General features: G+C 66.8%; 9 protein-coding genes and 1 other RNA gene. 2 read left to right on the forward strand and 8 right to left on the reverse strand.

Annotated features, from left to right (window positions below; translation table 11 throughout):
- Positions 1–103: 103 nt before the first annotated feature.
- The 5 genes from murF to rsmH form a co-directional block, all read right to left on the reverse strand.
- Entirely contained in the window at positions 104–1,480 is a 1,377-nt protein-coding gene (murF, locus tag QX126_RS01150; protein WP_315778786.1) for a UDP-N-acetylmuramoyl-tripeptide--D-alanyl-D-alanine ligase, read from the reverse strand.
- Positions 1,477–2,937, reverse strand: a complete 1,461-nt coding sequence (locus QX126_RS01155) for a UDP-N-acetylmuramoyl-L-alanyl-D-glutamate--2,6-diaminopimelate ligase (RefSeq protein WP_315736772.1) — start codon at positions 2,935–2,937, stop codon at positions 1,477–1,479. The genes murF and QX126_RS01155 overlap by 4 nt, the downstream gene beginning before the upstream one ends.
- Before the next feature lie 70 nt (positions 2,938–3,007).
- Positions 3,008–4,756 (reverse strand): penicillin-binding protein 2, encoded by a 1,749-nt coding sequence (locus QX126_RS01160; protein ID WP_315778788.1) that lies wholly within the window; start codon positions 4,754–4,756, stop codon positions 3,008–3,010.
- Positions 4,753–5,145, reverse strand: coding sequence for a hypothetical protein (locus QX126_RS01165; protein ID WP_315713444.1), 393 nt, complete (start codon positions 5,143–5,145; stop codon positions 4,753–4,755). Before QX126_RS01165 ends, QX126_RS01160 begins: the two co-directional genes overlap by 4 nt.
- Before the next feature lie 3 nt (positions 5,146–5,148).
- Positions 5,149–6,144, reverse strand: a complete 996-nt coding sequence (gene rsmH, locus QX126_RS01170) for a 16S rRNA (cytosine(1402)-N(4))-methyltransferase RsmH (RefSeq protein WP_315778790.1) — start codon at positions 6,142–6,144, stop codon at positions 5,149–5,151.
- Positions 6,145–6,698: 554 nt separating this feature from the next.
- Between rsmH and QX126_RS01175 the strand changes: the two genes are divergently transcribed.
- Positions 6,699–7,550 carry an N-acetylmuramoyl-L-alanine amidase gene (locus QX126_RS01175; RefSeq protein WP_315778792.1) on the forward strand — a complete coding sequence of 284 codons (852 nt, stop codon included), beginning with the start codon at positions 6,699–6,701 and terminating at the stop codon, positions 7,548–7,550.
- 4 nt (positions 7,551–7,554) lie between these two features.
- Here the strand turns inward: QX126_RS01175 and QX126_RS01180 are convergent, their stop codons facing one another.
- A complete protein-coding gene (locus QX126_RS01180) occupies positions 7,555–8,799 on the reverse strand; it encodes an RNA polymerase sigma factor (RefSeq protein WP_315778794.1) in 1,245 nt (414 codons plus the stop codon).
- Between the two features lie 33 nt (positions 8,800–8,832).
- Positions 8,833–9,186 (reverse strand): YciI family protein, encoded by a 354-nt coding sequence (locus QX126_RS01185; RefSeq protein ID WP_315736765.1) that lies wholly within the window; start codon positions 9,184–9,186, stop codon positions 8,833–8,835.
- Between the two features lie 139 nt (positions 9,187–9,325).
- Here QX126_RS01185 and rnpB point away from each other — a divergent pair.
- An RNA gene (gene rnpB, locus QX126_RS01190) (RNase P RNA component class A) lies at positions 9,326–9,766 on the forward strand.
- A 48-nt stretch (positions 9,767–9,814) separates the two neighbouring features.
- Here the strand turns inward: rnpB and QX126_RS01195 are convergent.
- Complete coding sequence (locus tag QX126_RS01195; protein ID WP_315778796.1) at positions 9,815–11,632, reverse strand: ABC transporter ATP-binding protein; 1,818 nt, start codon at positions 11,630–11,632, stop codon at positions 9,815–9,817.
- Positions 11,633–11,834: the final 202 nt, after the last annotated feature.

An 11,834-nucleotide genomic window follows, 5' to 3' on the forward strand; every position in this document is an offset into this window, starting at 1 on the left:
GCCGGGTGCGAATCGTAGCCCGACGGGAACGATCCGTCCGGCATGACCGCTTCGGCCACCAGTGGAAAACTATCCTTCTGCCGCGCCGCGATATCGCCCGATTTCAACCGACGCCCTGCAACGCCGCGGCGAGCTTCGACACGAACTTGTTGACCCAGAAGATCTTCTTGCTGCCCTTGATGACGACGACGTCGCCCGGCGCGAGCAGCGCCGCGACCCGGCCGGGATCCAGCGTCACCGGATCCTCGTGCCAGCCGAGCCGCTTCGCTTGCGGCAGGCTGTCGAACAGGTGACGCATCAGCGGACCGACGCAATAGACGCCGTCGACCCCGGCGAGATGAGCGACCATCCCCCGATGATAGGCCGGCGCCTCGTCGCCGAGTTCAAGCATGTCGCCGATGATGGCAATGCGCCGCCCCCGCACCGGCCGCGCCTGCAGGCTGTCGAGCGCCGCCGCCATGCTGGCCGGATTGCCGTTGAAGCTGTCGTCGATCAGAACGATGTCGCCGATGGTCTGCTCGACGCCGCGGCCCGTCATGATGCCGACCTGGCCGAGCGTCGGCGCGAGCAGCGCCGGATCGAGCCCGGCCGCCGCGATGGAGGCGAGCGCCGCCAGCGCATTGTGCAGGCGATGCGGCGCCCCCGGCGTCACCGTGAAGGCGACGCGGCGACCGGCGATGTCTGCCGACACATCCCAGCTGTCGCCGCGCGAGGTGTGCGAGAGCTCGCGCACGTCAGTGCCGCCACCGAAGCGGATCACTTTGCCCGTCCATTCCGGCGCAGCGAGATCGGCCGGCAGCACGAGAACGCCGTCAGCCGGCAGCCCGCACGCGATCGAGACTTTCTCTTTCCTGATCGCTTCCAGGCTGCCGAGCTTCTCCAGGTGCACCGGCTGCACGTTGACGACGAGAGCCACCGTCGGCTGCGACAGCTCCGTCAGCCGCGCGATCTCGCCTTTTTGATTCATGCCCATCTCGACGACCCAGACCGAAGCGCCCGGATCGGCATTGCACAGCGTCAGCGGCACGCCCCAGAAATTGTTGAAGCTCGACGGGCTGGCTGACGCTCCGGGATAGGCGGCGATGAACTCCTTGGTCGAGCTCTTGCCGGCGCTGCCGGTGAGCCCGATCACCGGGCCATGAAAGCGCGCCCTTGCAGCGCGCGCGAGCGTCCACAATCCATCGATCAGCGTGTCCTGCACCACGAGCTGCGGGACGGTGATGCCGTCGATCCTGTGCGGCACGATCATCGCGACGGCGCCGGCCGCTTCGGCGTTTGCCGCAAACTCCCAGCCGTCGCGGCTGGAGGCGAAGCTCGACACGAAGCCACCGCTCGGCGTGCCGCTCAGCGCAACGAACAGGCTGCCGGGCTTCACGGCACGGCTGTCCTGCGTCACGAAATCGATTGGGCTCTCCGGATAGTCACCGGGGAGGCCGAGCGCGCGCGCCGCCTCCGCCACGGTCCACAGCGCCTTCGTCATGGTGTCCTCGATGCCAACGCGTCCGCGACCGCTTCGTGATCGCTGAAATGCAGAACATTGCTGCCGATGATCTGTCCGGTCTCGTGGCCCTTGCCGGCGATCACGAGCGCATCGCCGGGCTGCAGCTCGCCAATCGCGACCTGGATCGCCTCCGCCCGATCGCCGATCTCGCGGGCACCGGGTGCGGCGGCCAGGATCGCGGCGCGGATCGCAGCCGGATCCTCGCTGCGCGGATTGTCGTCGGTGACGATGACGCTGTCGGCCCCTTCAGCGGCGATCGCGCCCATCAAAGGGCGCTTGCCGGTGTCACGGTCGCCGCCGGCGCCGAACACGACGACGAGTTTTCGCGCAGCATAGGGCCGCAGCGCGTGCAGCGCCTTGGCAAGCGCGTCCGGCTTGTGCGCGTAGTCGATGAAGATGGGTGCACCATTGTGCTCGCCGACCAGCTCGAGCCGGCCCCTGGCGCCCTCGAGCTGCTCGAGAGATTCGAACACGGCTTGCGGATCGCTGCCGGTGCCGATCGCAAGGCCCGCCGCGACCAGCGCATTCTCGATCTGAAACGCGCCGACCAGCGGCAGGCGGACCGCATGCATGCGGCCGCAATGCTGGATCTGGAGCTGCTGAGCAAAGCCGTCGATTGCAGTGGCCACCAGCCGGATGCCCTCTCCAGCGCCGTCCCCATGCGTTCCCACCGTCATCAGGCGAAGACCGCGTGTCTGCGCCGCGGCGATGACCTCCGGCGAGCACTCATGATCAGCCGAGATCACGGCAGGGCCGCCCGGCGGCACGAGATCGCGGAACAGCCTCAGCTTGGCGTTGAGGTAGTGCGTGATATCAGGATGATAGTCCATGTGGTCGCGCGACAGGTTCGTGAACCCGCCGGCCGAGACCCTGACACCATCGAGCCTGAATTGATCGAGCCCATGCGACGAGGCCTCGAACGCCAGATGGGTGACGCCATCCTGCGTGATCTCGTCGATCTGCCGATGCAGTGCGATCGGATCCGGCGTCGTCAGCGAGCCGTAGACGGTGCGTTTGTCCGACACCAGCCCGACGGTGCCGATGCTGGCCGAACTGTGGCCGAGGCGCTGCCATATCTGGCGCGTGAAGGCGGCGACCGACGTCTTGCCGCTGGTGCCGGTGACGGCGGCAATGGTCGCCGGCTGGCGCGGATAGAACCGAGATGAAGCGAGCGCGAGCGCCCGCCGAGGGTTGGGCAGCGCGATGAATGGCACGGCCAGCTCCGTTCCAGGGCCCGCCGCGCCGGCCACGGCGACCGCGCCGGCCGAGATCGCCGCCGCGATGAAGCGGGTGCCATCGGTCTTGGTGCCGGACAGAGCAAAAAACAGGTCGCCGGGCCGCACGGCGCGGCTGTCCACCGCGAGGCCGGAGATCTCGACAGCGGCGATGCGGGCGTCGAGCGTCGCCTGATCGCCCAGGAGGTCCTGAAGTTTCATCCTGGTTCCGTGCCAGTCCTGGCCCCGCCCCGGGCGGCGGCAGCTCCAAAGCCCGCGATTCGACGACGGCTTACTGTGTCAGCCGCGATGCTGCAAGAATTTGGCGGTCGGACGGCGGCAGGTCGAAGCGGGGCTCGATTCCCAGCAGCGGCCCGATCCGGGAGATCACGGCACCAGCCGTCGGCGCGGCATTCCAGCCGGAGGTGATGAAGCCATAGGTTTCCTTCAATGACTGCGGCTCGTCCAGCATGATCAGGAGCTGGTATTTTGGCTTGTCTGCCGGGATCACGGCGGTGAAGAGGGTCAGCACCTTCTTCTTGGCGTAGCGGCCGTTGATGACCTTCTCGGCGGTGCCGGTCTTGCCGCCGATGTAATAGCCCTTCACGTCGGCCTTGCGCGCGGTGCCGACCTCGGCGTTCAGACGCATCAGGTAGCGCATCTTCTCCGAGGTCTCCGGCTTGATCACGCGCTTGGCGACCTGCATCGCCTCTGCCTCGGTGCGCTTCATGAAAGTCGGCGGGATCAGATAGCCACCATTGACCAGCGCGCTGACACCCATCACGCCCTGCAGCGGCGCCACCGCCATGCCGTGACCGAACGCGATCGTGACCGTGTTCAACTCGGCCCAGCGCTTGGGCAGGATCGGCGAGGCGCTCTCCGGCAACTCGGTGCGCAACCGGTCGAACTGGCCCATCTTGCGCAGGAACGCCTTGTGCGCGTCCACGCCCTGCGCCAACGCGATCCTGGCAGCACCGACGTTGGACGAGAAGTAGAACACTTCCCGCATGTTGAGGAAGCGGCCCTTTGGTTCGTCGTCGTGAATCGTAAACTTGCCGTAGTGCAGCGGTCCGCGCGCATCCCACAGCGAGTTGAGATCATACTTGCCGCTGTCGAGCGCCATCGCCAGGGTGAAGGCCTTGAAGGTCGAACCCATTTCGTACACGCCCGTGGTCAGGCGGTTGATCCGATCGGGATCGTGCGCTTCCTTCGGGTTGTTCGGATCAAAATCCGGCAGCGAGACCATGGCGATGATCTCGCCGGTCCTGACATTGACGACGAGACCGGAAGCCGCCTTGGCCTTGAACTTGTCCTTGGCCTTGAGCAGCTCATCGCGCAGCGCGTGCTCGACGCGCAGATCGACCGAGAGCTCGATCGGGCGCTGCAGGCGATCTGTGGCGAAGCCGGCGCGATGGAGGTCGGCGAGGCCCTGATTGTCGAGCCACTTCTCCATACCGGCGATGCCCTGGTTGTCGATGTTCACCAGGCCGATCAGATGGGCGACCTCGTTGCCGGTCGGATAGACGCGCTTGTTCTCGCGCAGGAAGCCGATGCCCGGCAGGCCGAGGCGATGAATGTCCTGCTGCTGCTTCGGTGTCATCTCGCGCTTCAACCAGACGAAACCCTTGCGCGACAACAGTCGGTCGCGGACCTCGCCCGTATCGAGATCCGGCAAGGTCGCCGTCAGAAGCTCGATTGCCTCGTCCTTGTCGATGAGACGACGCGGCTCGGCGAACAGGCTCGGCGTCTTCACGTCGGTGGCGAGAACGGCGCCATTGCGGTCGACGATATCGGGGCGCGCGGTGGCGATCGCGTCCTGCTGCGCGGCGCGCCGCGCGCTCGGACCGTCCGAGCCGATCGCGAACATCACGAGGCGGCCGCCGATGATCGCGTAGACCGCGGCAAAGGCGACGATCGCGAGGCCGACGCGCACGCGGGCCTTGGCAGTGCGATCGACATCGCGCCCATACAGAAGCGTGCGCACCAGTCGCTGCCGCCAGGGCTCCTGCGGCTTGACGTGAGGCCGAGGCTGATCGCTCATTGCTGATCCTCCGGGCGACGCACCGATCCGGTCACGGGGGGCTCTTCGTTGATCGCGTCGATCGCATCGATCATCGATCCGATCGGATCCGGATTGTCCGGTCGCGCAAATCGCGGCGGCCGCTCCGGCAGATTCTTCAGGCTGTCGTATTGTGTGGCGTTGAGCGGCTTCAGCGGCAGATGCCGTTCGACCAGCCCTTGCAGCCGCAGCGGCGCGTCGAGCTTGGCCCATTCCGCGCGCAACACTGCGATGGCCTCGCGCTGCTCGCGGATCTCAGCGCGCAATTGCAGCACGCGCTCGACCCGTGCCGTCGAGTCCATCTTGATGCGATAGACATAGGCCGCCGCGAAGATCAGCGAGCAGATCACGACGAGGTGCAGGAGGCGCATCGGTCACCCTCCTCGCAGGACGTCGGCCAGGCGCGGCCAGGGGGATGATGATGCCGAGGCGTGCGCCGGCGCGGCCGTGCGTTCGGCGCCGCGCAGCTTGGCGGACCGTGCCCGGGGATTGGCTTCGGTCTCGGCCTCCGCGGCCACCACCGGCTTGCGGTTGAGCAGTTGGAAGCTCGGTACCTCCTGGGCCACCTCGGGCCGATGGCGGGAGCCGCCGCCAGTCCTGCTGCGCTCGGCCAGGAACGTCTTGACGATGCGGTCCTCGAGCGAATGGAACGAGACGACCGCGAGGCGGCCGCCCGGCGCCAGCACGCGCTCCGCAGCCGCCAGCGCCTGTTCGAGCTCGTCCAGCTCCTCGTTGACGAGAATGCGCAACGCCTGGAACGTGCGCGTCGCCGGATGGATGTCGCCAGGCTTCGATCTCACCACGCGCGCGACGATATCGGCGAGCTGCCGCGTCGTCGTGATCGGCTGCTCCTTGCGCGCGGCGACGATGGCCCGCGCCACGGCGCGGGAGTGCCGCTCCTCGCCAAAGATGTAGATGACGTCGGCCAGATCGCGCTCGGCAGCGTGCGCAACGACATCGGCAGCCGTCGGCCCCGTGCCGCCCATCCGCATGTCGAGCGGGCCGTCGAACCTGAACGAGAAGCCGCGCGCGGCGGAGTCGAGCTGCATCGAGGATACGCCGACATCCATCACGACGCCGTCGACATGTGTGAGGCCTTGCGATGCACAGATTTCGGCCAATGCCGAGAAGCGGTTCTCGACCAGTGTCAGGCGACCGCCCGCTTCGGCGAGGAGACTCGCGCCGCCGGCGATTGCGGTGCTGTCGCGATCGATCCCGATCACCCGTGTTCCCGCCGTCGCCAGGATCAGGCGCGTATAGCCACCCGCGCCAAAGGTCGCATCGACATAGGTTCCGCCGGCGCGCGTCGCCAGCATCTCGACCGCTTCGGGGCCGAGCACCGGGACGTGTCGCTGGTCAGCCGTGCTCACGCGGCCGCTCCGCAAGCGCGCCGTTGCTTCAGACTGACTTTGTTCGGCAGCGAGCCCATCGCGCCTTCGATCCTCGCGCCCGTCAATTCGCCAAGCCATCTCCCGGGACGGTCGGTCATCCGTCGAGCCGTCCCGACATCAGCGGCACGATCCGGCCTTGTCGAGACCCTCGATCCGACAGCGATCGCGCGGCGCCGGAGCGCCCCGGAACCGCTTTCGATCGTGAACTGCCGTGCAGGACCTTGCATCGTGGCGGCTTGCCGTCCCGAAAGCCGGCTTGGCTCTTCACCACTCAGTAACGGCGTTTAGCGTTAACAAACAGTTGACGGTCTGTGGCGGATGTTGGGCACTTGGACCGCGAGGCGGAGCTGCCCGGTAGACCGTTCGTCCTGCACGCCGTCGCGCCGTTCGGCGGACTGGCAATCGCCATACAACGGTCCGCTCAATAGCGAGGGCTCGCATGCGATTTCGATTGCGGCTGGGACATGTAAAAGAGTAGTGCCTGCCCATATTCGGTTTGAGCCATCGCCGCCGCCGTCCGCTTCGAGTCGTTCATGCCAAATCCATCCGACAAGCCGGAATCGAAGCGTCCCCGTGCGCTGCCGATCCCCAAGGGCGTTTCCGACCTGCCGGTCTTCACGCCGGACTCGTCGATCGCCTCCGACGTGATCCCGTCGGCCAATTTCGGCGAGCGCAAGGGTGGGCGCCAGCCGGACATGATCATTCTTCATTACACCGGAATGCCGGATGTCGAAGGGGCGATCACCAAGCTTTGCACCGCCGGCAGCGAGGTGTCCGCCCATTACGTCGTGCTTGAGGACGGACGCATCGTCCAGTGCGTACCGGAGGCCTACCGCGCTTGGCACGCGGGTCTCTCGTCCTGGGGCGGCGACGAGGACATCAATTCCTGCTCGATCGGTGTCGAGATCGTCAATCGCGGCCACGATTGGGGCTATCCGGATTTCCCACCGCGGCAAATCGCGGCGGTCATCGCGCTGTGCCGAGGCATCATGCTTCGCCGCAATGTGCCGGCGCATCGCGTGCTCGGGCATTCCGACGTGGCGCCCGCGCGCAAGAAGGATCCCGGCGAGAAATTCCCGTGGCATTCGCTGGCGAATTCGGGCGTGGGCCACTGGGTGCAGCCGGCGGCGATCACCAAGGGCGAGACGTTGAAGCTCGGCAGCATAGGCGATGACGTCAAGGGCTTGCAGAAGGCGCTCGCCAAATACGGCTATGGCGTGCCGATCACGGGCAAATTCGACGGCATCACCATGGATGTCGTCACCGCGTTCCAACGGCACTTCCGCCCCGAAAAGATCGACGGCATCGCCGACCGCTCGACCTTGTGGACGTTGCATGCGCTGCTGACGAGCCTGCCTGCCGAGGATCAGGCGCCGCGCGTCTGACACGTCAGGCCTCCACATCGAGCTCCCCCAGCCGGCGAGCATAGAGACGCCTGAGCGGCGCGAGCTGCGTGGCCCCGCTCGCCTCGCGGTAGGCGGTGCGTGCCTCGTCGCGCCGACCGAGTCGCCGCAAGAGGTCCGCCCGCACCGCCGGTAGAAGATCGTACTGCTTCAATCCGCCGCGCGCGGCCAGCGCATCGACCAGCGCCAGTGCCCGCGCCGGGCCATCGACCATCGATACGGCGGCTGCATGATTGAGCTCGATCACGGGCGATGGCGCGATCCGCAGCAGAACCTCGTAGAGCCCCACGATCTGCCGCCAATCCGTTTCAGCGTAGCTGGAGGCCTGAGCATGAAGCGCGGCAATCGCCGCCTGGACCGTATAGGGCTGCGGGAGCCCCTTCATGCCCAGGGCCTGTTCGACCAGCCCCAGCCCTTCGGCGATCTGCTCGCGATTCCACAGCGCGCGGTCCTGCTCCTCCAGCAGGACGATGTCGCCCGCCGCATTGGTTCGGCCGGCGCGCCGCGCATCGTGCAGCAGCATCAACGCGAGCAGACCCTTGATGTCGCGAGCCTCCGGCATCAAGCCAAACAGCAGGCGACCCAGCCGGATCGCCTCACGCGCGAGATCCTCGCGAATCAGCTCGGTGCCTGAGGTCGCGAGATAGCCCTCCGTGAACACCAGATAGATCACGGTCAGGACGCCGCGCAGTCGCTCCTCGAGCGCGTCGCGTCCCGGCACCTCATAGGGAATGCCGGCGAGGCGGATCTTCTGCTTGGCGCGCACGAGGCGCTGCGCCATCGCCTCCTCGCCGGCGACAAAGGCGCGGGCGACCTCGGCGGTGGTGAGGCCGCAGACCGTGCGCAGCGTCAGCGCCACCTGGACCTCCGGCGCGAACGACGGATGGCAGCAGGTGAAGATCAGCCGCAGCATGTCATCGTCGAGATCGGCCGGCGCGTCCGCGTCGTCGTTGGCGGCGTCACGCTCGATCGTATGAACGATCTCCGCCTCCTTGTCGCGAAAATTGCTCCGCCGCCGGATCCGGTCGATCGCCTTGTTGCGGGCGACGTTGACCAGCCACGCCCGCGGGTTGGCAGGGGCGTCGGACCCCCGCCATTTGAGCAGCGCCGCAGCGAACGCATCCTGCAGCACGTCCTCGGCCAGATCGAAGTCACCGACGAGCCGGATCAAGGTCGCGAGTGCGCGGCCGGCCTCATCGCGGAACACCTTGTCGATCGCATCAGGCGTCATCGGTGACCTTCTCGGCAGCGAGCCGCACCGGTCTCAATGATTGTATTGCCAGACCGGCCGCACCTCGATCGAGCCGAAACGGGCGCCGGGAATACGCGCGGCAATCCCGATCGCCTCGTCGAGATTCTTGGCCTCGATCATGTAGTAGCCGCCGAGCTGCTCGCGGGTCTCGGCGAACGGACCGTCGGTGGTGAGGATCTTGCCGTCGCGCACCCGCACGGTCGTCGACGTCGAGGTCGGCTGCAGCCGGTCACCGCCCTTGTAATTGCCGCTCGAGATGATCGATTGGGTGAACGTCTGGTACTCCGCCAGCATCTTGCCTTCAGCCTCCTTCTCGATCTTCGCGTATTCGGCCTCATTCAGGTAGATCATCAACAGATACTGCATCGGACTTGCTCCTCTCTTCGGCTGGATCGCCGACATCCAGTCGAACGGCGTCGACACGGAACGACACGCGAAGGATAATATTTTCCGCCGGCATGGCGATGGCTTGACGTGCTGGTCGAGAAGCCCCATTCAAGCTGCATCAGTCGGCCGGACGGCCGCTCCGGCAGGTGCCGAAAGGCCGCCGGGGAGGAAAGTCCGGGCTCCATCGACATGCGGTGCCGGATAACGTCCGGCGGGGGCGACCCCAGGGATAGTGCCACAGAGAACGAACCGCTTCCTCCCGCGAGGGAGGCAGTAAGGGTGAAAAGGTGCGGTAAGAGCGCACCGCGGGGCCGGCAACGGAACCGGCATGGTAAACCCCACCGGGAGCAAAACCGAATAGGGATGGCCACGCGGAGACAATCGCCAAGGCAGATGATGCCAAGGCGATGACGTCCGCGGGAGCGATGTCAGGCTCGCCGTCCGGGTAGGTTGCCCGAGGTCACGCGCAAGCGCGATCCCAGAGGAATGGCCGTCACGTATCGTCATGCGCAAGCTTGACGGTGCCCTACAGAACCCGGCTTACAGGCCGGCTGATATGTTCATGAGGGGCTCGGCGCCGACAGCGCCGGGCCCCTCACCATTTTTGTTAACCAGCCGCCGAGAGCTGGCCGAACTCGGTGGCCTGGCGCTCGAACAGGCTGCGGTAGAGCCCACCGGGTCTGCCGACCAACGCGGCGTGGCTGCCCTGCTCGACGATGCGGCCGCGATCGAACACCAGGATGCGGTCGAGACTGCGCACGGTCGCCAGACGATGCGCGATCACGATCGCCGTCCTGCCCTTCATCAGCCGCTCCATCGCCTCCTGGATCAGCGCCTCGGATTCCGAATCGAGGCTCGAGGTCGCCTCGTCCAGGATCAGCACCCGCGCGTCCGCCAGGAACGCCCGCGCCAGCGCGACCCGCTGCCGCTCGCCGCCCGACAGCTTGACGCCGCGCTCGCCCACCAGCGTGCCGTAGCCCTTGGGCAGGCGCGTGATGAACTCATGCGCGTTGGCGAGCCGCGCCGCCTGCTCGATCTCGGCCTGGCTGGCGCCGGGCCGGCCATAGGCGATGTTCTCGGCCAGCGAGCGGTGGAACAGGATCGGCTCCTGCTGCACGATCGCGATCTGGCTGCGCAGCGAGTCCTGCTTGGCGTGCGCGATGTCCTGGCCGTCGATCAGGATCCGCCCGCCGCTGACGTCGTAGAGCCGCTGCACCAGCTTGACGAACGTCGTCTTGCCGGAGCCCGAGCGCCCGACCAGCCCGATCCGCTCGCCCGACCGGATGTCCACCGACAGCCTGTCGTAGAGGGAGCTGCGATGGCCGCCATAGTGGAACGTCACCGCATCGAACACGATGTGCCCGCCGGTCACCGCGATCGGCTTCGCGTCCGCCGCATCGACGATGCCGATCGGCTCGCCATGGATCGCCACCAGCTCGTCCATGTCGTTGACCGCGCGCTGCAGGTTGTTGATGTGCATGCCGACGTCGCGCAGATAGGCATGGATCACGTAATAGCTGGTCAGCACATAAGTGACGTCGCCCGGCGAGGCCTTGCCTGCCATCCACAGCAGCACGGCGCCGCCGATCACCGACGAGCGCAGGCACAGCAGCACGCCGAGCTGCACGGCAGCCGTGGTGTTGTAGCGCAGCCACGTGCGATTGACCCGCCGGGACCAGCGGCTGACGACGCGCATCAGCCGACCGTCCTCACGCGCCTCGGCGCCGAACGACTTCACCACCGCGTTGCAGCTCAACGCGTCGGCCAGCGTGCCGCCGACCTTGGTGTCCCAGGCATTGGAGATGCGCGCGGCCGGGGCGATGTAGCGGGTCGAGAACACGACGGTCATCGCGACATAGAGCACTGCGCCGATCGCGATCACTCCGCCCAGAGCGCCCCAGTGCAGCCCGAGCAGCACCATCGAGCCCAGCAGCACCGACAGCGACGGCAGCAGCGCCAGCAGGATGGTGTCGTTGTAGAGGTCGAGCGCCCACATGCCCCGGGTGATCTTGCGCACGGTCGAGCCGGCGAAGCTGTTGGCGTGCCAGTCGGTCGAGAAGCGTTGCACGCGCACGAACGCGTCGCGCGCGACATCGGACATGATGCGCAGCGTGAACGGCACGATCAGTTGCAGGCCCGACAATCGCAGCACGATCGAGGCGAAGCCGAGGCCTACGATGGCGGCGAACGCCACCAGCGCGCTGTGCCGTGCATCGGCATTGCCTGGGCCCAGAGTAAGAGCATCGACCAGCCGGCCGGAGAACAGCGGCATGAACAGATCGGCAGCGGTGGCGCCCAACAGCGCGCACGCAATGCCGAGGGCCATGCGCGGCTGCTTCAGCCAGTGGCGGGTCACGAACGGGATCACGACGCGGATCGCGGCGGGACGCTTGTCGGCCTTCAGGCCGGAGACGTCGACGGTCATGGCATCATCCGGCCGCGCTCGTCGCGCCGGGCCGGCTCCAAATAGTGCAGACGCGACGCGGCGCGCGGTCTGCGGATGAGGAATCAGGCGTTGGGAAGTTAAGCGATGGTGCTCAAAGCGAGCGGCCGAACACCAGAACAGGCATCGAGCGGGTGCATGCGATCTGCAGATGCGATGTGGTCATGCAAATCTCCCCGGTTCG

The organism is Bradyrhizobium sp. SZCCHNPS1003, from assembly GCF_032381555.1.
Taxonomy (GTDB): domain Bacteria; phylum Pseudomonadota; class Alphaproteobacteria; order Rhizobiales; family Xanthobacteraceae; genus Bradyrhizobium.

What these genes read in the sequence shown, in the direction of transcription:
- murF (WP_315778786.1), bottom strand. Translation starts at nt 1,480, where the DNA reads ATGACGAAGGCGCTGTGGACCGTGGCGGAGGCGGCGCGCGCGCTCGGC.
- QX126_RS01155 (WP_315736772.1), bottom strand. Translation starts at nt 2,937, where the DNA reads ATGAAACTTCAGGACCTCCTGGGCGATCAGGCGACGCTCGACGCCCGC.
- QX126_RS01160 (WP_315778788.1), bottom strand. Translation starts at nt 4,756, where the DNA reads ATGAGCGATCAGCCTCGGCCTCACGTCAAGCCGCAGGAGCCCTGGCGG.
- QX126_RS01165 (WP_315713444.1), bottom strand. Translation starts at nt 5,145, where the DNA reads ATGCGCCTCCTGCACCTCGTCGTGATCTGCTCGCTGATCTTCGCGGCG.
- QX126_RS01175 (WP_315778792.1), top strand. Translation starts at nt 6,699, where the DNA reads ATGCCAAATCCATCCGACAAGCCGGAATCGAAGCGTCCCCGTGCGCTG.
- QX126_RS01180 (WP_315778794.1), bottom strand. Translation starts at nt 8,799, where the DNA reads ATGACGCCTGATGCGATCGACAAGGTGTTCCGCGATGAGGCCGGCCGC.
- QX126_RS01185 (WP_315736765.1), bottom strand. Translation starts at nt 9,186, where the DNA reads ATGCAGTATCTGTTGATGATCTACCTGAATGAGGCCGAATACGCGAAG.
- QX126_RS01195 (WP_315778796.1), bottom strand. Translation starts at nt 11,632, where the DNA reads ATGACCGTCGACGTCTCCGGCCTGAAGGCCGACAAGCGTCCCGCCGCG.